We start from the raw sequence: 20914 nt of genomic DNA, 5'->3' as shown, positions 1-20914 counted from the left end.
AAGCTACAAGCAGGAATTTATTGAATTTATGGTTAGTCATAATTCCTAAGTCTTAAATATCGCGTAAATGCTTGATTTTGGGCATGTTTGGCTATATTGCTAAAATAGCATCTTATCGTAACTTATCGCAAAATATCATAATTTGGTGTAAAAATGGTGTAGTAAATGGTGTAGTAAATTGGGAAAAAATTAAAAGGTTTGGACATCTAAATAAGTCCCATGTACTTGTAGACATATGAGTATGTGAGGCTTATTTTAGTGCCTTAAATTATCAAACATATGTAAAGCATGGCATTATAAAATAGTAATTTGATTATAAATTAAAAAAGGAGGAATCAAAGTAAATGGATGAAACAGTAACAAAATATAAAAAGCCTTTGAACATACGAACTATGGCTTCAAAAGTCTATGATAGATCAGACTGTATATACAAAACGGATGTGATACGAGATGTTTTAAATATGTATTTCGAAGAGTGTGAAAATGTATTATTAGAAGGAGAAAAAGTAGGACTGCCGGGTATCGGTTCACTTACGCCCCATGTTCATACCCCTATGTCATATAATGTACCAAGTATGAATGATGAAGGTGGGAATAATCCGTATACCACAATAAAATTTACAAGATATACAGAAATGAAGCAAAAAATGAATCGTAGGTATTTGAAAAATATGGAAGCAGGATTTGCCGGACTTGGAGAAAATTGTAAGTGTAATCAAATGCAGAAAAATCTTTTAATTGACCAAGGACTATTAAAAATTAAGGAAAAAGAGGAGGAAGAAAATTGAAATTAACGGATAGAGTAGCTATTATCAGCGAAGATAATTTACGGGATTTATTAGAACTGTACGGAGAATTTGGCTTTGAAAGGTTATCTGAAATTGTAAATAATCATGTCAGAGTTGCTATTGATGAAATTAATGAAGATCTACATATGTCAGAAGACAATATGACGTTGTAGCAATTGCGTTACTTTAAAAAGTGCAGATTATAAGTAAAAGAAAGGCAGTATCAGAAGTTCAAGAGTAAATCTAATTTTGGCTAACCATTTTGGGATTGCCAGATTCTATGTGCTAGTCAGCATATTCCCATATATAAAGAATAAAAGTAAGCGTTGAAATGTGGAATTTAAAATACTGCTATCGTAATGGTAGCGGTCTATTTGTAGTGCAGTATTATTGAACTTCTGGATTGTAATAAGGAGATCCAAATATATAAATGAAAAGTAAACAAAAAATAGAAGAAAGAAAGTCATTTAAAGATTATCTATCTATTGAGGATAAAAGAGTTCTTGATACAAATAAATTTAATATTAAGTTGCTTGCAAATGATGAAGTATTTGTATTAGTCAATAATACATATAACTACTGGATATCAAATTATGGAAGATTGATAAATAACCTTAGAGGCTATTTTTATATACATAAATTGGGTAATGCGCATTATACATTGACCGCTTATACCGCCGAAAGAGTACCATATACAATAGATACTAATTGTGACAAGATTGTAGCTGAACATTTTCTTGAAAAGAGGTCTGATGAATACAATAGAATATGGCATATAGACAGAGATAAAAATAACTGCCAATGTAAGAACCTGATTTGGATTAATAATGAAGAATACATTGGTCTTGATAGACAAATATTGTTAGTAGAGGAATTAGGAAGACAACAGGAATATGTTCAATATAGCGCATTAAAAAGTAACACTGCTTATTCTATATGGAATGGTATATACATTCGCTGTTATCGTACAAAAGAAAGTAACGCAGGAGAGTGTTACGATAAGGCAACAATGTGTGAACAGTGGTTAAATGACAAGAACTCATTTGCCGAATGGTATAATGCTAATTACTATGAGTGTGATGGGGAATCCATGGCGGTTGATAAGGATTTATTGTTTCCTGATAATACTGAATATGCTCCTGATAAATGTTGTATTATACCTCAAACACTTAATACCATGCTGTCAAATTGTAAGAAACATAAATTATCTAAGTGGAGAACTTCAAAAATGAATTTACCTCTTGGGGTTAGGTATAGTGGAAGTATGAAAATGTATTATGGAGAAATCAAACCATTTGGGCATGATGAAATAATTCAGTTATCACACTGGATCACACCGGAAGAAGCTTTTGAGGAATATAAAAAGTTTAAACAAGCAGATATCTTGTTGATGGCTGCTAAATATAAGAATAAGGTTCCAAAACATATTTATGAAGCATTGCTGAAGGTGGAAGTGAAACCATATTAATTACAAGGCATATCGGATAGTAAAATATCTGGTATGCCTTATTTTTTTTATAATTATGTTTACTTCTAGTGCTAGATTCGGTCATACTTTAATGTTATAATTTTAAAAATACACTTATATGTATGAAATACTAATTATGAAGGGGTGATAATGATTAATAAAGATAAACAAAGAAAGAGAAAAAGAAGCAAGCAATTAAATAAGTCATTAATTGCCTATTTTGACATTCTTGGTTATAAGGAAATGGTTAAAACAAAACATATCTCTGAAAATGAATTGATCGAAATGATTGAAGAAATAACCCAAGAGGTGTATAGAACAAAAAAATTCGAGAGAAAGAGTTTAACAAAATGGAACGTATATTCATTTTCAGATAATTTTGCTATTTGTGTTAATTATCCGAAAGAAGGACTCATAGAACAGTTAAGAGAATTAATATGGATATTGACTATATTACAATGCCAATTTTTAACTATTTATGGAGTTCTAATACGAGGCTCAATTGTTAATGGTATGGTATATACTGGAAATAAATTTATCTATGGAGAAGGCTTAATTAGAGCATATGAGATTGAGAATTCATGTGCAATTTATCCTCGTATTATTGTTGATGCAGAACTAATAAATGAATGTTTAGAGTGTACATTAAATATAACTCAAAATCCTGTTAGTTTACATGGAAAAATTTACGACCCAGCAGATGTTAATGAATTTAATATGTTTCAATTAAATCCACAATTATTATTTGGCTCATTATATGATAAGGGTATAGTGGATAACTCAGAAATTGATATATGGATTAGTAAAGAAAAAGATTTTGATTTGGTTACTATATGTAAAGATTTTGATAATGAATATTATATAGATTCTTTTCGTTATTTTTTATATCTTAATAGATATCCAAATCAATTTCAGGATGAAAATAGCATTAAAGATGATTCAGAAGAAAGTGTATTAGAACTTTTAATTCAAGGTCTTTGGTTTCAACTGTCACGCTATCTTCGAGAATTTGGAAAAGATAATAAGTTACTAAAGAAATATTTATGGATATGTAATAAAGCTAATATTATCTTAAAAGAGATAGGATATCATAATTTGATTAACAAATACGATATACTAGAATCATGCGGTTTAGATTTAAATAATATATATACAGATGATAATATTCTTAATACATTTATAAAAGATATTCCAGATAATTAAATTTTGATTTTTATATAGTGAGCCTTATATAGTAGGTACTTAAATATTTCAGATTGTAAATCATCCCCCCTATGCCTTTATAATCAATGGTGTATATGCAAAAATCAAGACGCAAATGTAATATCATAAATGTAGTTGGTAAATGCGCGGAGATAAAAAATATATTTAAAAATATGATTTAGTATATGAAGTTCGATGGAGCTGAAAAATATACTTGGTGTGTGAGTAGATGTACTAGGGGCTTTTCGACAAACCGACTTTCCAAAGAGAATGTAAATTACCCCCTCCTTACCCTGGCACCGGCTCTATATCCTTACAATATATGCATAAATCAAGCTTAAATTAAGCCGTTTTCCTTATACCCTAAGAAGATTACACCACACCGCAAACAATCCAAATTTACCCCTTAAAACGTTTCAAAACACCAATGATTACACCAATAAATACATTAAGAATCTCATAATAAAAGTAATAGAAAAGGTCAAGAGTTTAAACGCTCTCGACCTTATTTTTTTACGCTTGCTTTAACTGCTTTCTTCCTTCTGTCTCTACCTCTGTACTGCCATAATAGTTTCTAATATCATTAATGCTCAAAGTCTTATGACTTTTCTTTCTAAATGCTTCTGTGTGGAAGTACCACTTCTTTTTTTCTTTCGCCCATTTGAAACCTAAACCCTTTAAGCTGCCTTTATGTGCGTAAGTATCGCCATCAATCCATATCCAGCAACCTATAATCTCTATATTAATTCCTACAAAAGTAATGATACTCTGTAATATCTCTCTTAACTTTTCATCCTCTGAAAAGTCATACTTCATATCTTCGTATGAAGATTTACCCTTGTCACTGTCTGCGGTCTTGCTGTCGTGCTTATTCTTTAATATCTGGAATAGCTTATCATATTCTGCATTGATTTCTTGAGTTGCTTCTGTAGATCCGTTTGGGTTGTCCGGGTGGTACTGCTTTAATAATTCCTTATATTGTTTCCTTAATTCTTCTAGTGTTCCTACGTTATTAAAATATGTATTTGTCATATGGGAAGTTCTCCTTATTTAATAGATTGATTTTGTTGTTAAGATTATTATACACATAAAAACGTGCATAGTCAACGATTAATGCACAAAAAAATGTGTATATAATTTACAAAAACATTCACACAATATTGTGTATAATGCCAATAGACCATACACATATTATTGTGTATAATTACATTACAAGGTCAACAAGACAGACCTGAATAAACGGGAACTAATAGCCTGAAAAGCTATAAACTTGAAAACCATATACCTAGTGAGTGAGCCAATGCAAGACCAATAGTCAGGAAGATGATTCAAGAGTTCCTAATATAAGGAAGGAGAGAAAGCAGATGTGTAAAACAATGACAGAGTTCGAGATTTTAATACTTGAGATTCAAAGTATGAAAGAGGAAGCCAAGGAACAGAAAAAGAAAATAGAAGATATGGAATCGGAAATAAAATCCTATATGAAAAAACGAGGTAGAGAAAAACTCTTTTCCCAAGAAAATGACATAACAATTTCATATTGCAGCGTAGAAAGTCCAAAGTTCAATAAGGAATTATTTATAGAAAAGAATGGGGAAGAAGAGTACCAAAAGTATCAAAAAGTAACTCCGTCAATGAGATTAAATTATCTCAAAGGCAATCAAGCATAGGGGGTAATCCCCTAGCTATAATGCCACCGATGAGCGTTCCAAGTCGCTATATAAAGGCAGAGGATAGCAACCATTAAATCAAACACATTCGCAGGAGGACAATTATTATGGTCAATCAAAAAGTAATAAACTTTACAGAAAAGGAATTAAAGGAAATGGATGAACTTATATCTGAACTATGGTACATAAGCTCATGTATTGAAAGATCAATGAAAATTGATAATACTATTGACTTTGAATACACAAATGAATTTTTAGATAGAACTATCACAAAAGATTTGATTCTTGAAGAAACGGAAGATCATTTAATAATCAAAGATGGGGGAAATGTGTTAGACAGAATTTTATGGGATACCACTTGTTTTTACATAAGAGAAACTGGAAACAAACGTTATATTTATATTGTAGACAATAACGGAGTCTATAAAAGCATTAAGTATAAGAGACCAATAAAAGAAACAATGGAAATGCTAAGAGATGATTTTGAAAAAATATCGTGGGATTATCAAATATTTAATGTTATACAAATAAATGAAGCAAATATTAATAATACCAAGGTAAAACTTTTGAGACTAGAACTTGATTCTCCTATTGATGGCGATTTAATTATCTTCGTGGATGCAGAGGGCAAGTTACAGAATGATAATGAATTTTGTCCTGTATTTAATTTCGAAGATATTAAATACGCTTATGTTCAAGGTAATAAGGTCGTAATTAATACCACCTATGGAGTTACGATTATTGAAGGTACAGAGGAAAAGATTTCTGATAAATGGTGGAAAGAGAATGAAATTAAATAAAAATAATCATGCGATTAGGAAGGTGGTAATAAAAATGAAAAGACAAACAATTGAGTTTAAAAAGCAGAACGAAGCAATAGTAAGAATGGGAAGGGCTACAATTTATCAGCCCAAAACAAACTTTAAGGGCGGCTCTGTTAAATGGTATGAGGACAAACCAAAGAATATAGTGAAGTAATTATTTGAATCACTTGAAGGTATAGGGAAGGTTGTCACAACTAACAATCTTCCCTATGTTCAAAGAATTAAAAATATAAGGATAACAATAGGCAAGGCGGTGAAAGAAATGGCAATATACCTAACAAACGGGGCATATTATGTTGCATATAGTAAGACGGGTGCGATTAAAAAAGTAAAAAAAATTAAAGAAGCACAAAATTTCTGCACAGCAGAAAATGCAAATATCCAGAAGGAAAAGGCACCAAAGAAATGTATGGACTATTATGTAATTCATTCTGATGAGAATGAAGAAACTTCTATGAAAAAGAAAAAACGACGAAAAAGACATCCTATGGAAGTAAGGAAAAAAATATATGAAGAAGCTAATGGTCGTTGTATGTTATGCGGACGTAAAATATTGTTTGAAGAAATGACACTAGATCATATTATACCGCTTGCTATTAATGGCGCTGATAATGCAAACAATCTTACTGCTGCATGTTTTGCCTGTAATCAATTCAAGGGTTCAATTCTTCCAGAAGATTTTCATGAGCGCATAACAGAAATCTTTTTGTATCAGATGGAAAGGAAATATGCGAATAGGTTAAAATGGAAGATTATACATAAACTTTTGGAAGATATGATATAGGAATACTGACGGTACTAGTAAATTGTATTAGCACTGGTAAATTGTGTTGCTGATTGATTAAAGAAGGAAGGAGTGCTATAATATACACGTAAATAAATGTATATTATAGAATGGAGCTTATGTTTATGGTTAATTATAATAAATTAATGAGAAAATTAAAAGAAAAGGGTATTACAACCTATACTATTCGACAGAAAGCATTGATACCTCAAGGAACACTTGCAAAGCTAAAAATGTGCTCTGCCGATTCAATGGAAGAAATAGAAAAAAAGTTGGAGAAATACAAAGAGGATCATGACGGAAAAGATTTTATGTGTGATGTAAGCACAAAAACCATCGAAGATATTTGTCAACTTCTACAGTGTCAACCGCAGGATTTAATTGAATGGAAAGTAGACTTAAAGTCTGAATTATCCTATGAAAGCAGATTCAGGGACGAGAAATAAAAGCAGTGATAAATGTTGTTCAAGAAAACACTTGAAATCATGAACAACGAAAGAATGAGAAAATTTAAAGGTATTTGATGGCTGATTGTGGATTTTTTGCTCAAGAAATATTTAGCACCTTTTCTTTAACAATTATTATGGTTAGAGTGGAAAATCTCCTGATTTTTATATTTATAGGTTTGCAGATAAAAGTGAAGAGGTGATGATTTTGGAATATGGATATGCAAGAGCAAGTACCAATGAAGATAAGCAGGACATAGGCAGACAAAAAAGAGAATTAGTTACTATGGGTATTAAAGAGAATAATATCTTTTGGGAATATGAATCTGGATCACATGAGGACAGAGAGAAGTTAATGCAGCTTCTTGAAACAGTAAAGACGGGTGACACTATTGCGTGTACAGAAGTAAGCCGGTTATCACGTTCTACTAAACAATTATGTGAAATATTGGAATTTGTTGAAGACAATCATATTAAACTTGTTGTTGGTGGTTTTGTTGTGGATTGTACGGGAAATGAAATTGATCCTATGACAATGGGGATGTTACGAATGATGTCTGTTTTTTCTCAGATGGAACGAGAAATCACTATACAAAGAATAAAGTCCGGTATGGTAAACGCTAAAGCTAAAGGAAAAGTGATTGGACGGAGAAAAACTACTACAGACGATATACCACAATCCTTTTTCAGATATTATCCTCAGTTTACAAATAGGAATATAAACTTATCTGAATTTTCAAGGCTATCAGATCTCAGTAGAAATTCTATATATAAGTATCTGAAAATAGTAGAGAACGGATAACGGGATAGTAACTTATCTTATTATATAGAAGAAACACGAATAAAAAATCTAAATTAGTATAGGTAATAAAAGGAGAAGAGATTAATTATGTATAGAAGATATATACTTGCACTCGCAGCGACATCTATTGTCATGATACTAATGGGGTGTGGTAATGGAGAAAACACATCGATAGCACCACAAAAAGAATCGAAAGAGAATCTGATTACTAATGAAGAAGTGAAAGAGAATTTAGAAGCTGAAACCGATGAAAAATTTGAGGATAGTCAGAATAACGTAGCAGAAGAAGAAAGCCTTGCTTCAGAGGATGTAGATTATTATAGCATATGTACTTCCAAGTCAAAGCAAGAGGTAGAAGCGTTTGCAACGGAGGTAAAGGAAACCATCTTGCGTGAAGATTGGGAGGCAGTTTCTGAGATGGCGGCTTATCCGATTACGATTCAAGGCATAGAATACGTGGATGCAGAGAGTCTTGCGCAAGCGGATATTGCGTTGAGAGAGGAATATAAAGAAGCGTTAGAAGCGGAGTCTTGCGAGAATCTTTTTGCAAATTGGCAAGGGGTAATGCTTGGGAATGGAGAAGTGTGGATCGGAGAATTGCTGGATGACAATATGCAGTCTCAAGGATTGAAAATCATAGCTATTAATGCAGAGGATTAAGAATAAGTGAAGGTGAGGATGGATATATGGAAAAGAATGCTGGACATATTCTAATGGCAAAGCTAACTAATATTCAATATGAGGACAGTGTTAAAAATGGAAGATCATACGAAACTATTAAAGATATGAATAGAAGTATATTTTCATGTATGCATACTGTTAATTTAGAATCTCAATTATTCTATAGAGCGAGGATAATTAACATTAAAGAAGATGTCAATACTGGCAAGGGAATCGCGATGATAAACAATAAATTATCAGGTGGCTTCGATGATGTCAATTCATGGATGCCCAAAAAAGAAAAGTGCAAAGCGGGAAGATTAAATAAAGACCATGAGCAAGTTCTTTATGTTGCAGAGGATATCAATACTACGTTAGGTGAAGTAAAACCTGAACGAGAAGATAATGTCTCTGTAGCCATATATAAGGTTATAAGCCCGATTAATATACTTGATTTTTCAGCATATAGCAGAAGTGACTTAGACAATGCGTTTACAGAAAAACAAAAAAAAGATTTTGCAGAAAGATTTAGCTGCGACATTAGAGAAAGATTTAGTGCTATACAGGAATATTTGACGATACCTAGACATGCGAATAATGATTATTTGTTGTCAAATAGTATATCCGAGACACTCAAAGAATACCCAATAAATGGAATCCGGTATTTGTCCTTTTATACTAAAAAATGTAATGTAGCATTATGGAACGTTCAACATTCTAATTTTATATTTGGTGGTAGTAAAATATATAATGCTAGCGATAGAATTATTGTTAATACAGTGAAATAAATTCTCATTAGGAGATTATGCTACGGTATAGTCTCTTTTTTATCGTAATTCGAAACTATAGACCAATAATAGTTATGTAAACCATTGGTTTTACTAAGATACCTATGTCTCAAACGAATCAGAAAAATAAATTAAATTAGATATTTTAATAAAAATTAAGTGGTGTTCGGTACATATTCGAAATATAGTTATTTTAGAATTATAGAATATGTCGGAAATATCCAGAAGTCCAGTAGATATAAGGGTTCACGCTGGTTTACATAATAATTAGAATTGATAAATTAATTGACAAATGATAAGAGAAAATACTTCTAGAAATGATGTTCGGTATCTGCTTCGGAACAATAGGGTATATATTGTTATGTAAACCTTTATTTTACTAGGGTTATGGTGATTCAATGTTAAACGTTGATATTATTGCTCTTAACGTAGTAAAAGTATCTGAATAGCCCTATTTTGCTGGGGAAATGATATACTTTGTGGTTTACATAATAATTATAAAATCGAAGTTCGGAGTTCGTTTATTAAGACGGATTGCGTGAAACAATATACTATTAATGTATTTACGTTGATTAATTGTAATAACGCTTCTTTATATGTAGTTGGTAATGCTTTGGAATTATGTTCTTTTAATCTGACTTCCATTCTAATGCATTCTTGCCAGTAAATCCCATTGCTAACAATGAAAATCCATCTCTATTTATTAAAAATTCTGTGTACGTTTGTTTGTTTTGATTATTAACGTATTCAGTCTCTTTAAATAGGTGTCCCCAATTTTGGGGAGACCTAAATCGGAAATAATTACCACTTGATTCTCTCACTTATGGACATGATAATAAAGGTAATAAGATATTCGAAGAATTTGATTTGAATTGATGGAGGAGAAATTTTCTATCTCCTTCAATAGACCCCAAACTGACGGTGGTAGAAATTTTATTGATAATAAAGGTGTTAATACTGCTAAAAACGAACTGAGGTGATATATTATAGATAAATTATTAACGATACAAGAGGTGGCAAGTATTCTTAGAATAGGTAAAACCAATACATATAAATTAGTAAAACGAAAAGATTTTCCAAAAGTAACGATAGGTAAAAAGATATTAGTAAAGGAAGAAGATCTAAATAATTACCTGACCAAATATCTTAAGAATAAAATAACGTTATAAAAATATCTACTTATGACACTCCTTTGCCATCTCCGATTCCATCATTTCTTTAATGGTACCGCCAAGCAGATTCTTAAGTGCATTTTGATATTCTGTAGACTGGATGTCGTACTCCTGTAGAAGCTGCTAAATGATGTTTCGCTTTCCATCTGTCATTTGTACTCTGTGCACTGGTTTCTTTTCTCTTGCCATAATACAAGGTCTCCTATGATTTTTTATTTTACCATAGAAGACCTTGTAAAATCTTATTTACAGAGCAACGTTCACAGACTCAGAAAAAGGGCTGCTGAGAATGTTAAGCAGTCCCTCTCTTCTAAAGTTTAGATTCCTAATTAAATTTAGAATCGTCAGGTTGTTCTATTGTTTTTGAAATATAAAGTAAAGCAAAGCTCATTTCATAATTATCCTTTGCTAGATACAGATAAATAGATACATCATTAGTTTCCCACGTGTTTCTATATTTTACTTGTCCGATATTTAGAGCATCCGCTTCTGAATCACAATAATTGTATAGACTTCCTTTTGCTTTAATAACTTCAGGAGTACCATACTCTTTTGAAATTTTTTCTGATACGTTATTAAAGTAATTTAAATAAAGTGAATAGTCTGTATGATTTTCGATAAACGTAAACATAACTTGACACAGTTCATCTTTGTTATTCGTTAGATATGTTATTAAAGCGTTTTCACCTTCAACATCATCTTCGTATTGAATATAATGACTACCATCATCCCCATATTCTTCGCCCAAAAAATTAGCTGCTTCATATCGTTGAATTATTTCTAAGCTATCGCCAAACCTTACATTTCTAACAATACAGTTATCTCTATCTTCAACAACTAATTTCATGCTTTTCTTATCGGATACATTCCCGCTTTTATCTTTTGCAACGAAGAAAATATCATAAGTACCTGTCTCGTCTAAATTATAATTGCCGATAATTTCTACAGAATAATCATCTTTGTCGCTTACCGTTGTATTATCTTTAGGATCGTATTCATTTCCTTTTGGTAAATATACAATGTCTCCCTTGACAGATAATTTAGGTGCAATTGTATCAACAACGTGAAATTGAAAAGGAATTTCTTCGATATATCCTTTTTTATTCTTTATGCTAAATAAGACTGAGTAATCCCCGATTTTGTTTATATTAAAATCGTTATCGCCGATTATATTTACCTCTATAATATTTTCAGGGTTATATTCCAAATAATTAATTAAATCTGTTTTTGCTCCTAATTCAATATTACTATTGGATTGAGATATGTCGAAAGAACCTCTGTACATGAACTTAAAATATATAAAAATTGTAGCAATAATTAAAAGTAGTATTCCTATTAACAGAACGACTTTCTTATGTTTTAAGTCAAATCCTGTTTTCTTTTTTAATGGATATCCGCAATGTGGACATATTGATACTTGATCAGAAATTTCTTTCCCACATTCGGGACATTTGATAAGTGCCATAATATTTCCCCTTTTTTTAAAATATTTTACTTAATTATACATTGTTAAGTCGAAATTTACCATGGGTTTGTCGATATTTTGTAGAAGAATAATATGTTTCGTGATAAAATATGAACAATAAACATAAGGAGGAAAGGGGAATAACTGAAATGTCTGTTAAGAAAACATCCAAAGGAAAAATAATAAGCATTTTAATAGTGTTACTTGTAATTGGTTCTTTTGCAAGTAAAAGAAGTGAAAGTGATGAAAGTAATACAATAGGTAGTAGTGTTAATAACATAGTTGGCTCAACAGTTGAAGATTCAGCGCAAGAGCTGCCTGAGACAGATGATGTAGACATAGAAGATCAGGCATCTTCTACAGATGATGAAACAATAGAGTACAACGGAGTTCCATATAAAATCATAAAAGTCGATGGTGGTGATTTGTCGGGAGAAAGACAACTCAATGTTGCGGTAAATGTCGGGTATGGAGATAGAGAGTATTGGGCGTTTACAAATGAATATGGGCAGTTAATAGGTGTTATTGCCGATAAAATCACTTTACAAGATGATTCAACAGAGTCTGTAAACTCTGACGGTAGATACTATAATAATGAAGCAAAAGTACTTAAAACTGAGCAAGAAGATTTAGACGAAGGGCATGTGATAGCAGATTCCTTAGGTGGAGTCTCAAATGCCTATAATATTACTCCACAAAACAGCACGTTGAATAGGCATGGAGATCAAGCATATATGGAAAAAGTTATTCGTGACGCAGGTGGCTGTGAAAATTTTGTTGCTACCATTACATATCCCGATTCGACAACTCAAATTCCTTCACATTACCATTTTGAATATGTGATCAATGGAGAAAGCATAGTAGATGATTTTGATAATTTAAATCCTGATGAAGTGAATGCTGGGTTGAGTCAAGAAACGTCTGAACCATCAGAAACAGATAGCAATGCAGCATTACAAGAAAGTGTTGTTGCTGAACAAACTGAAGAAACACCTGTCGCAACGGAAGAAAACGATTTATCATCAATAGACACTAATGGAAATGGAAAGGTGACTATTGCCGAGGCTGAAACTGCCGGTTACGCGATGCCTATCTATTCTGACCATTGGTTATATAAGTATATGGATGATAGAGACGGTGACGGAATGGTTGGAGAGTAAGAGCGGGGGTAAGAGATATGACGATAACGGAGGAAGAATGTTGGGAGATATTAAGCAGAAACACATATGCAGACGATACAAATATTAAGTCAAGAATCTTAAGTATGGACAAAGATAATACTATTGAAAACATAGATGCAATAAATGAAGTTGTTTTGTGGAAGCTTAATAGGAGCATACATATCTCAGAAGAAACCATATCAATGTTAAATTCTATTGGATATTTAAATAAACCAAGTGACGTTCTAAACGATAAAACGGTATATAAACTTATAGAGGATTTGCTTTCTTCAAAAGGTATAAAACTAGCTGTTGCTAGCACGATTCTTCACTTTTATTATCCCAATATATTTCCAATAATAGACCAAAGATCGTACCGAGAGTTAACCAGCAACGAGTATCCAATATATTCGTCCAAAGATAAGGATAAAAAGTATATTGAGTTGTATCTTGATTATATAAATAGGTGTTGGCAGTTTAATACTGAAAATTGTCCGGGTATTCCTTTTGAACGAATTGATAATATATTATATCAGAGAGATAAAGAAAAAGGTAACAAGGTGAAATACTAATATGAATTCTGGTTTTCAAAAGGAGAGTGTATGAGTATAAAATTTATAGAGAGTTATATTCCAATATATGATGAGTTTTGTTTGCCTTTTTCTAAGGACGAATGTCATTGCTTGGTTACCAAAACGTGCCCTGCAGATAAAAATAAAGATAACTTACTAAATGGAGTCGATTATGTTACAAAATGTAAGTGTGAAGTTTTAATGCAGAAAATTATTAGAGATGGGTATTATGATAGAAATGAAGAATCTAAAATTTATATTTCCCTGGTGCCGTGTGATAAATTCAAGTGCAAGAAATTTAGGGTGACAAATGGACGACATAGAATATGCGCGGCTTCTAAGTTAAAAATTCCTATTTCAGTTTATATAGAAGAAGATGATTATACTTGTACATGTGAAAGCTATAATGATTATTAATAAAATGCTGTTTTCGTGCTTATTATTAGAAAGAGGATTTAATATGTCTAAAAGTTTATCAAATGCCCCATTATATGTAGCACCTTATATTTATGCACATTCACCTACCTGCGTAGTAGATGAACAAAACGGTGACAAACAACTATATCCATTAACAACTAATAACAAGATTTTGATTTATGAAAGAGAGGTTAATGGTTGGTTTTTAGATGTTGCTTCTGAACTAATTGATAAAGATATGAATAACAATACTATTAATAATGGATTTGTTGCACTTATGATATTATTTTCTTATATCGAAGGTGTACAGCAATATAAAATGGGGATGTCTAGCAACAGACACAGTGAACAATTTTTTTGTGATGGGTTTAAAGAAATTTTTACGGATATAGATACAGAAGATAATTTAATAAAAAATCTTTATAGAAACGCAAGGTGTGGATTATTTCATAATGGTATGGTTGGAAATCAAATATTAATTGACTATAAATTTGATTTAGCAATAAATTTTAACGATACTATAAAAATAAACCCCCTTCTCTTTTTGAATGCAATTCAGTTAGATTTTAATAGGTATATTACATTGTTAAAAGATGAGAATAATCAAGAAATAAGGAAAAAATTCATTGCTATATTTAGCATAGATTGATTTTTAAGGGGATGAAAGGATAATTTCATACATAAAGGAAGGATATTAGTTGAAAGTATATTGCTTATATAACAAAGATTACCATAGATTTATAAATGAAATTGTCGAACAAATTCTAACTGTATATGGGTCACAGTTGAAATTAGGCACATTAGAAGAGATAGAATTGGTTGACAAAAACGAAATGTTAAGTATTTCTGATGGGAAAATACTTGGTTCTAGTAAAATTATTATTTCTTCAAGAATACCTGATTTATTAACCACGTACAATGTGTCTTCTTTGTATAGTAACAATGATTATAAAATCTTCAAAAGAACTATTTTCCATGAAATGAATCACATTACAGATATGGTAGTAATGCCTAAACTTTATAATAATGCATTTTATAATAAAAACATAAAATATTATTTACCTTCATTATTTTGGACAGAATATATTGTTGAAAAACGTACATTCTCATTTGAGGACGTTAACGACACGAAATTATGTGATACATTTGTAAAGATTTCATGGGCATGTAATATGTATAAGCGGTATGAAAATTATTGTAAAAATAATTTCTTTTATTTAGTAAAGCTATTATCGTATTTTTTGGCAAGAACACATAGTCCAGAAGTTAGAAAAGAATATCTATACAAGATCAACAATCAACTGGTAAAACAATTTATCAATGAGTTAGACAAAGAACTTAAGGATTTGGAGAGCAAAGATTTATTTGATGACGTTGTAACTCTATTTAGTTTATTTGAAATATTAGATAAATACTATAGACTATTTATAAGAATATATAAATAATTCATGATACAATAAAAAACTATTTGTTAGTCACAGTGTTGTTGAGTTCATTTGAACCAATCAAGGGAGATTTATGGACTATTTTAAAATTATACACCTATATAATAGAGAAAGATTATATGAAGAAGTGTGGGCTACTCCGACCACTCAATTGGCAAAACGCTATGAAGTATCAACGTCTTTTTTAACTAAATTATGTAAAAATCTAAATGTACCAAAGCCAAGTTCATCCTACTGGAATAAGCTTAAATATGATGTAGACATTTTTAAGGAGCCATTGCCACAAGTAAATGATAATAATTTAGTGAAGATTGCTGATGAAACCTTCCTATTTCTAGATGAGAATGAGAGGATATTTGTATTTGATATTGCTAATAAATTGAAGATTAGCAGTAATTATCGTTGCGAAGAAGTACGGCAAATTAAGGAAAAAATAATTATCTGGAATAAAACGCATGAATCCAACAACGGGAAAAATACAAAACCAAGTGATTATAGGCATAAATATAGATATTATAGTCATTCAGAAATGCCTCCGATTATAGCGGGAGTTGTTTCGAACGAAAATGTTTCGAGAGCCTGTCACATCATTGATGCATTGCTTGATGCAGTGAAAAAGATGGGAGGATCATTAAGTGAAGATGGTACATTTAGAGTACAAGATGAAAGTGTGAAATTTGATATCTTTGAACTAAAGGAAAAAGTGGATTATGTTCCTAAGGCAGACGATATAGCGCATTTAAACATAGGTAGAAAGTTTTCCTACTTATTCAATGGCAATTTATCGTTTGTTCTAGATAATTGCTACCGCAAAAGTGATACTTTAGAAGAGAAACTAGAGGATTCATTAGGTGATATATTTTTAAATATGGTTATAATATCTCAAGTATATAAAATAAAAAGTATAGAGAAGAAGGAACAGCAGGAGAAAGAAGAAGCTATAATCTATAAGAGAAAATTAGAAAAAGAGATATATGATAAGGAAGTTGCCAAATTTGATGAACTAATGAAATTCGTAGATAATTTTGAAAGAGCAAATTCTATTCGAAATTTTGTTCACATACTAGAAAACTCATCTTTAGAAACAGATCCAGAGTGGATAGAGTGGGCGCGAAACAAAGCAGATTGGATTGATCCTACACTTAGAGCAGATGACAAAATTTTAGGAAAGTTTTATTCTGGTAATAATAAATAATGTAAGCACTTAAGATTTTCCCCAGAAGTGGGGAAATGTAATTAGGGGGACGGAATTTCGTCCTCCCTACAGACGTGTACTTTAAAACATCACCAGCTCTCATGCAAAATCCAATAACGACATAAAAATAGGACAGACACTAAAAAAATCTAGTGAATGCCCTATTTAGGGGCTGTGTCAAATTTGACACAGGGGTGTTTTGACACGTTGCTTCTATATTAATGCATACCATGTTGATATAAATAATGAAAAGAGAGACAATTATTATTTATTGCTCTTTGGTGAAATCAATCATTTCATTTAATTCGCCCCAAAATTCCGGTTTATATCGACAGGCTAAAAAGGAATAATCTTCTAACAAATCATCTATAGAAGTGGCTTCTTTAATTTCATCTTCTTTTATATGAACATGATATTCATAATCTAATTTACTGTCTATTAATTCACATATATCTTTTAAACTTTTAGGATCAAGCTTATGAATAGGATATTTAAATAATAACCTAAAAATCTTCATTCCATCACTATCTGTAAGTAATCCTATAAGAGTTTCAAGATATCTTTCGGAATTTAAAGTTTTTTCATAATCGTTAATATCAATGTTGTCAATAATTTTATATAAAATAGAAAAAGACTCGGTTAATTTATCTTTAAGTTCCTTTTTTCGCTTGAACGGGTATTCTTTTATTTCGACATTTTTCTTTTCTATTTCGTTTAATCTATATTCCGTTTCATCAGCTTGATTTTCCATTTGATTTATAGATGTTTGTAATTCCCATTCATGATAATCTAAATATTCGCCCCAATTGTTACACTCCCAATTAACGAGAAAACCAGAATCTATCTTGTAGCATTGATTAATGTCATCAAAAGAATAAATTTTTGCTTCTTCAGGAACAGGTATTCCTAACATGGAGAGAAATGTATCCATGCATTTTGGATTAATATAGTCAAGTGTAGTAAAAACATTAAATGCAATTCTATACCGTTCTTCTGGTTTAATATTTTGGTTATTCCGACATAGTTCTTGCAACGTACCAGATTCTATAGAGTTCTTTTCTTCTAATTCATTAATTTTATATTTTGAATGGTTTACCTGTTTCAATAGTTCTGCTTTAAATAGTTTCCTTTTAAAATTGGGCTGAAAAGAATTTTTTTCACGCTCTTTATTAAGATAATTCTCAATATATAGTTCGGCTTCAGAATTAGCGATATTATGAATTTTTGAAATTAAATTAATAAAATCCGCTCTTGTTATATTAACTGTTCGCCCATTTTCGAGTTGAGATAACCAACCTTGAGTTTTTCCAATAGCTTCTGATAAGTCACTAGTAATTAGATTTTTGTCAATCCTTTCCTTCCTAATAAAAGATCTTATATTATCATTTAGTTTTATTTTTTCATTCAACATAAGCTCACCCCTTTAATACAATGTAATAATACAATTATATTACAAAGTTCTGCAAAAAGTCAAATTTAAATAATGTAATAAATATTACAAAAATGCTTGACTATAATGTAATATTACATTATTGGAGGCAATCAAATACAAAAAATTAAAGGGAGGTAAACACTAATCCAAAATCAATGTAATAGAGTTTCTTCTATATAAAAGGAAACTTTAAATAAAAACAATGATAAGGTGTTCGTTATATCTCATCGTTTCCTTATAATAATCTCAAATCGGCACAGACAGCAGACCTATTAATTGTATAGAAATTTTTATGAGATAGAGAAAAAAACAAACATACGTTTGATGTTTTCATTGACAAGAACATGAGTTCTATATATGCTTAATATAATTGAGAGGTAAAAGGCAGAGATGCCTATAATTTTTGAATTTTCGTGAACTGGTAAATAATAATTGAGAATAATTGTAATACAAGTACAGTTCAATAAAGCACAAATATCCTACAAGGAAGGAGTAAAAATGGAATTAAACAGATTAGATTACGTAATTATGAAACTTCTGAAAAAGAAAAATTGCGTAAGTTATTTTGAAAGTATGACGCTACAAGAGATTATGAGCGTTACAAGCACATCCAGACCAACCACATATCGTAAAATGATGAACTTATGCGAACGTAACTATGTGGCAAGAGGTTGTAAATCTACAAATGCGGATACTTTCTACCTATTACCAAGAGCGATTAAACTTATAGAAAACGGAGGAACAGAAAATGATTAAAAATGATGTATTTGTAATAGGTATCGGATTGGGTGGTGAAAATGTAGCGCATAGTCTTCAGCAGAAAAACTATAGTTCGTACCTTATTAATGGTTCAAAGCAAGATAATAAAACATTGTTAAATGCCAAAAATGTACTAGTTTTAGAAGGATACGATGGTTTAGCTGGTGATAGAGAATTAGCCTTTGAAGCATTAAAGAACAATAAAGACATCATCAAAAAAATAAGTGAAATAAAAGAAAAGGTAATTTTACTTGTTGCAACTGGCGGTGGGACTACCGGATCAGGTTCGATTCCACATATTGCGAATATAGTAAGCGCATTACCCAATAAAATAGTTTGTGCTGCTCTTATGATGCCAAGAGCCGATGAAGCAATTCAAAAACGACTAAACGCGTACAATACAGCCAAGGAGTTAATGGAAATCCAAGAAATGGGAGCCATTATGTTTGTGAACAATGAGTATTCTGATGAGTTGGATAAAATTAATTATAACCTTGTAAATATGTTAGATGCATTTTTCTCAGATGATTCATCATCGGCTACTTCTAATTTTGATGATTCTGAAAAATTGAAAATGCTGTCAGACAATGGTGCTTTTATAATTTCTATGCGCTCCGATAACAAAGTGAGTAAGCAAGAAGAGGCAGATAAAAAGATTTCCACACAAGAGATGGTTAATACATTGACTGCAAAAAACATTTTCCTTCCTATTAATAATGATAAGATTGTTGCTCATATAGGAATGATTAATCAAAAGGGGAATCACATTGATGAACAGGAAATTATAAAGGCAGTGGGGAATCCTGAAAATATTTTTATAGGAAACAATGGTACTGCGAACATCGTATGCGCATCTGGATTGGGATTTCCTGTGGAATACATATCCAATTTGGGGAAGACGGCATTAAAAGAGCAAAAAGAACGTATTGAAAAACGCAAGTCTTTTTCTATCTTAGAAGACTTGGAAGATATTGAAAATGAACCAAAGATGCCAGAGAAAAGGGGAGTAAATAAGCGTAGACAGGTTAGTTTGGATTTATTGCGCGAACTTGATTAAACAGTAATGAACAGATAACAAGTAGTTAAGCTACTGATATTTTAAAGGGATGAAATATTATTGATACAATTATCGATCTCGAATCTCTTAATAAAAGGAGGTAATTAGTGAATAGGACAAGAGAGCCAACATCATCGACACTTTTAAATAGTAGTAACTGGATAACCACATGTATATAAGAGAAGGGGGGCTTCCTTATTATATGAGACATCCGTTGAAAAAGGAAAAAACGTAAAAAAGAAAGGGTATATATGACAAAGATTTCGAATTTTGAAGAAAAGAAATGGATTTTAGCATATTTTATGAAGCGATGTAAAAAGATAAGCCGGGGCGATATGCTGAGAAATTGGATAGGATGGTGGAAGGATGACTTTGTACCTGCAAGTGGTTATAAGAAGATTCAGTGTCTAGGTGGTGAAGTGCATAACTGGAATGGTAAAAATAACCACACATTAAATGAAGATTATACAATTTTATTCAATATAATTTATAAGTTTACTATGGAAACAATCAATAAACTTTCAATTGAGGAAATCAAAGAAAAGCTATACCAAGTGAAAGATAAAAGCGGAAATTATATTCCAAAGAAAGTATATTATAAGGCAAAAAAATTAGGATTCTTAGTAAGAAAGAATGTAGCTGGCAAAAAGTATCCATTGAGAGTATGTGGATACTATGTATACAAAGATGGAAATATTGTGTATGGAAAGAATTACGATTTAGATTTAAATGACATCAAAAAGTTTTTGCAAAAGGAGCAACAAAAAAATAGAGAAAAAAGTAGTTGTTAAAAATACAAATTAGAAA

Annotated in this window: 26 protein-coding genes and 1 pseudogene; 22 read left to right on the top strand and 5 right to left on the bottom strand. The window is 31.1% G+C overall.

What is annotated here, in order from left to right; genetic code table 11:
* The first annotated feature begins 344 nt into the window (after positions 1–344).
* From RBB56_RS02810 to RBB56_RS02795, 4 genes are all read left to right on the top strand, one after another.
* Entirely contained in the window at positions 345–788 is a 444-nt protein-coding gene (locus RBB56_RS02810) for an HU family DNA-binding protein (protein ID WP_306720888.1), read from the top strand.
* Positions 785–961, top strand: coding sequence for a hypothetical protein (locus RBB56_RS02805; RefSeq protein WP_306720887.1), 177 nt, complete (start codon positions 785–787; stop codon positions 959–961). Before RBB56_RS02810 ends, RBB56_RS02805 begins: the two co-directional genes overlap by 4 nt.
* 257 nt (positions 962–1218) lie before the next feature.
* On the top strand, positions 1219–2256 hold the full coding sequence (locus RBB56_RS02800; protein ID WP_306720886.1) for a hypothetical protein: 1038 nt from the start codon (positions 1219–1221) through the stop codon (positions 2254–2256).
* Between the two features lie 150 nt (positions 2257–2406).
* Positions 2407–3459, top strand: coding sequence for a hypothetical protein (locus tag RBB56_RS02795; protein ID WP_306720885.1), 1053 nt, complete (start codon positions 2407–2409; stop codon positions 3457–3459).
* Between the two features lie 513 nt (positions 3460–3972).
* Here the strand turns inward: RBB56_RS02795 and RBB56_RS02790 are convergent.
* Positions 3973–4491: a J domain-containing protein gene (locus RBB56_RS02790; RefSeq protein WP_306720884.1), complete on the bottom strand. Its 519-nt coding sequence runs from the start codon at positions 4489–4491 to the stop codon at positions 3973–3975.
* A 332-nt stretch (positions 4492–4823) separates the two neighbouring features.
* Between RBB56_RS02790 and RBB56_RS02785 the strand changes: the two genes are divergently transcribed.
* From RBB56_RS02785 to RBB56_RS02750, 8 genes are all read left to right on the top strand, one after another.
* Positions 4824–5129 carry a hypothetical protein gene (locus RBB56_RS02785; protein ID WP_306720883.1) on the top strand — a complete coding sequence of 102 codons (306 nt, stop codon included), beginning with the start codon at positions 4824–4826 and terminating at the stop codon, positions 5127–5129.
* A 107-nt stretch (positions 5130–5236) separates the two neighbouring features.
* Positions 5237–5929: a hypothetical protein gene (locus tag RBB56_RS02780; RefSeq protein WP_306720882.1), complete on the top strand. Its 693-nt coding sequence runs from the start codon at positions 5237–5239 to the stop codon at positions 5927–5929.
* Positions 5916–6107 carry a hypothetical protein gene (locus RBB56_RS02775; protein ID WP_306720881.1) on the top strand — a complete coding sequence of 64 codons (192 nt, stop codon included), beginning with the start codon at positions 5916–5918 and terminating at the stop codon, positions 6105–6107. The genes RBB56_RS02780 and RBB56_RS02775 overlap by 14 nt, the downstream gene beginning before the upstream one ends.
* Before the next feature lie 108 nt (positions 6108–6215).
* The gene (locus tag RBB56_RS02770; RefSeq protein ID WP_306722074.1) at positions 6216–6737 is read left to right on the top strand and encodes an HNH endonuclease; all 522 of its coding nucleotides are present in this window, start codon (positions 6216–6218) and stop codon (positions 6735–6737) included.
* A 125-nt stretch (positions 6738–6862) separates the two neighbouring features.
* Positions 6863–7183: a helix-turn-helix domain-containing protein gene (locus RBB56_RS02765; protein WP_306720880.1), complete on the top strand. Its 321-nt coding sequence runs from the start codon at positions 6863–6865 to the stop codon at positions 7181–7183.
* A gap of 202 nt (positions 7184–7385) precedes the next feature.
* On the top strand, positions 7386–7985 hold the full coding sequence (locus tag RBB56_RS02760) for a recombinase family protein (RefSeq protein ID WP_306722073.1): 600 nt from the start codon (positions 7386–7388) through the stop codon (positions 7983–7985).
* 87 nt (positions 7986–8072) lie between these two features.
* Entirely contained in the window at positions 8073–8645 is a 573-nt protein-coding gene (locus RBB56_RS02755; RefSeq protein ID WP_306720879.1) for a hypothetical protein, read from the top strand.
* Between the two features lie 26 nt (positions 8646–8671).
* Positions 8672–9433 (top strand): RES domain-containing protein, encoded by a 762-nt coding sequence (locus RBB56_RS02750; RefSeq protein WP_306720878.1) that lies wholly within the window; start codon positions 8672–8674, stop codon positions 9431–9433.
* Between the two features lie 629 nt (positions 9434–10062).
* Here RBB56_RS02750 and RBB56_RS18475 read toward each other — a convergent pair.
* Positions 10063–10254: a Rha family transcriptional regulator gene (locus tag RBB56_RS18475; RefSeq protein ID WP_306720877.1), complete on the bottom strand. Its 192-nt coding sequence runs from the start codon at positions 10252–10254 to the stop codon at positions 10063–10065.
* A gap of 192 nt (positions 10255–10446) precedes the next feature.
* On the opposite strand from RBB56_RS18475, the gene RBB56_RS18585 reads away from it, so the two are divergent.
* A complete protein-coding gene (locus tag RBB56_RS18585; RefSeq protein WP_442905415.1) occupies positions 10447–10602 on the top strand; it encodes a helix-turn-helix domain-containing protein in 156 nt (51 codons plus the stop codon).
* A 27-nt stretch (positions 10603–10629) separates the two neighbouring features.
* Here the strand turns inward: RBB56_RS18585 and RBB56_RS18470 are convergent.
* Both RBB56_RS18470 and RBB56_RS02735 read right to left on the bottom strand, forming a co-directional pair.
* Positions 10630–10794 (bottom strand): annotated as a pseudogene (locus RBB56_RS18470) (IS256 family transposase); the annotation flags it as partial.
* 136 nt (positions 10795–10930) lie between these two features.
* On the bottom strand, positions 10931–12070 hold the full coding sequence (locus RBB56_RS02735; protein ID WP_306720876.1) for a zinc ribbon domain-containing protein: 1140 nt from the start codon (positions 12068–12070) through the stop codon (positions 10931–10933).
* Between the two features lie 149 nt (positions 12071–12219).
* Between RBB56_RS02735 and RBB56_RS02730 the strand changes: the two genes are divergently transcribed.
* From RBB56_RS02730 to RBB56_RS02705, 6 genes are all read left to right on the top strand, one after another.
* Positions 12220–13230, top strand: coding sequence for a DNA/RNA non-specific endonuclease (locus RBB56_RS02730; protein WP_306720875.1), 1011 nt, complete (start codon positions 12220–12222; stop codon positions 13228–13230).
* 17 nt (positions 13231–13247) lie between these two features.
* Positions 13248–13802: a hypothetical protein gene (locus tag RBB56_RS02725; protein WP_306720874.1), complete on the top strand. Its 555-nt coding sequence runs from the start codon at positions 13248–13250 to the stop codon at positions 13800–13802.
* Between the two features lie 30 nt (positions 13803–13832).
* Entirely contained in the window at positions 13833–14219 is a 387-nt protein-coding gene (locus tag RBB56_RS02720; protein WP_306720873.1) for a hypothetical protein, read from the top strand.
* 43 nt (positions 14220–14262) lie between these two features.
* Positions 14263–14868, top strand: coding sequence for a hypothetical protein (locus RBB56_RS02715; protein WP_306720872.1), 606 nt, complete (start codon positions 14263–14265; stop codon positions 14866–14868).
* Positions 14869–14917: 49 nt separating this feature from the next.
* The gene (locus tag RBB56_RS02710; RefSeq protein ID WP_306720871.1) at positions 14918–15664 is read left to right on the top strand and encodes a hypothetical protein; all 747 of its coding nucleotides are present in this window, start codon (positions 14918–14920) and stop codon (positions 15662–15664) included.
* A gap of 73 nt (positions 15665–15737) precedes the next feature.
* Entirely contained in the window at positions 15738–16859 is a 1122-nt protein-coding gene (locus RBB56_RS02705) for a hypothetical protein (protein ID WP_306720870.1), read from the top strand.
* A gap of 268 nt (positions 16860–17127) precedes the next feature.
* Here RBB56_RS02705 and RBB56_RS02700 read toward each other — a convergent pair whose 3' ends face one another.
* On the bottom strand, positions 17128–18270 hold the full coding sequence (locus tag RBB56_RS02700) for a helix-turn-helix domain-containing protein (protein WP_306720869.1): 1143 nt from the start codon (positions 18268–18270) through the stop codon (positions 17128–17130).
* Between the two features lie 519 nt (positions 18271–18789).
* On the opposite strand from RBB56_RS02700, the gene RBB56_RS02695 reads away from it, so the two are divergent.
* The 3 genes from RBB56_RS02695 to RBB56_RS02685 all read left to right on the top strand — a co-directional run bounded on the left by RBB56_RS02695 (position 18790) and on the right by RBB56_RS02685 (position 20898).
* Complete coding sequence (locus RBB56_RS02695; protein WP_306720868.1) at positions 18790–19047, top strand: hypothetical protein; 258 nt, start codon at positions 18790–18792, stop codon at positions 19045–19047.
* The gene (locus RBB56_RS02690) at positions 19040–20107 is read left to right on the top strand and encodes a hypothetical protein (RefSeq protein WP_306720867.1); all 1068 of its coding nucleotides are present in this window, start codon (positions 19040–19042) and stop codon (positions 20105–20107) included. The genes RBB56_RS02695 and RBB56_RS02690 overlap by 8 nt, the downstream gene beginning before the upstream one ends.
* A 251-nt stretch (positions 20108–20358) precedes the next feature.
* Positions 20359–20898, top strand: a complete 540-nt coding sequence (locus RBB56_RS02685; RefSeq protein ID WP_306720866.1) for a hypothetical protein — start codon at positions 20359–20361, stop codon at positions 20896–20898.
* The last annotated feature ends 16 nt before the right edge of the window (positions 20899–20914 follow it).

This window comes from Kineothrix sp. MB12-C1 (genome assembly GCF_030863805.1).
GTDB lineage: Bacteria > Bacillota > Clostridia > Lachnospirales > Lachnospiraceae > Kineothrix.
This window is presented reverse-complemented; position numbering and strand designations above follow the sequence as displayed.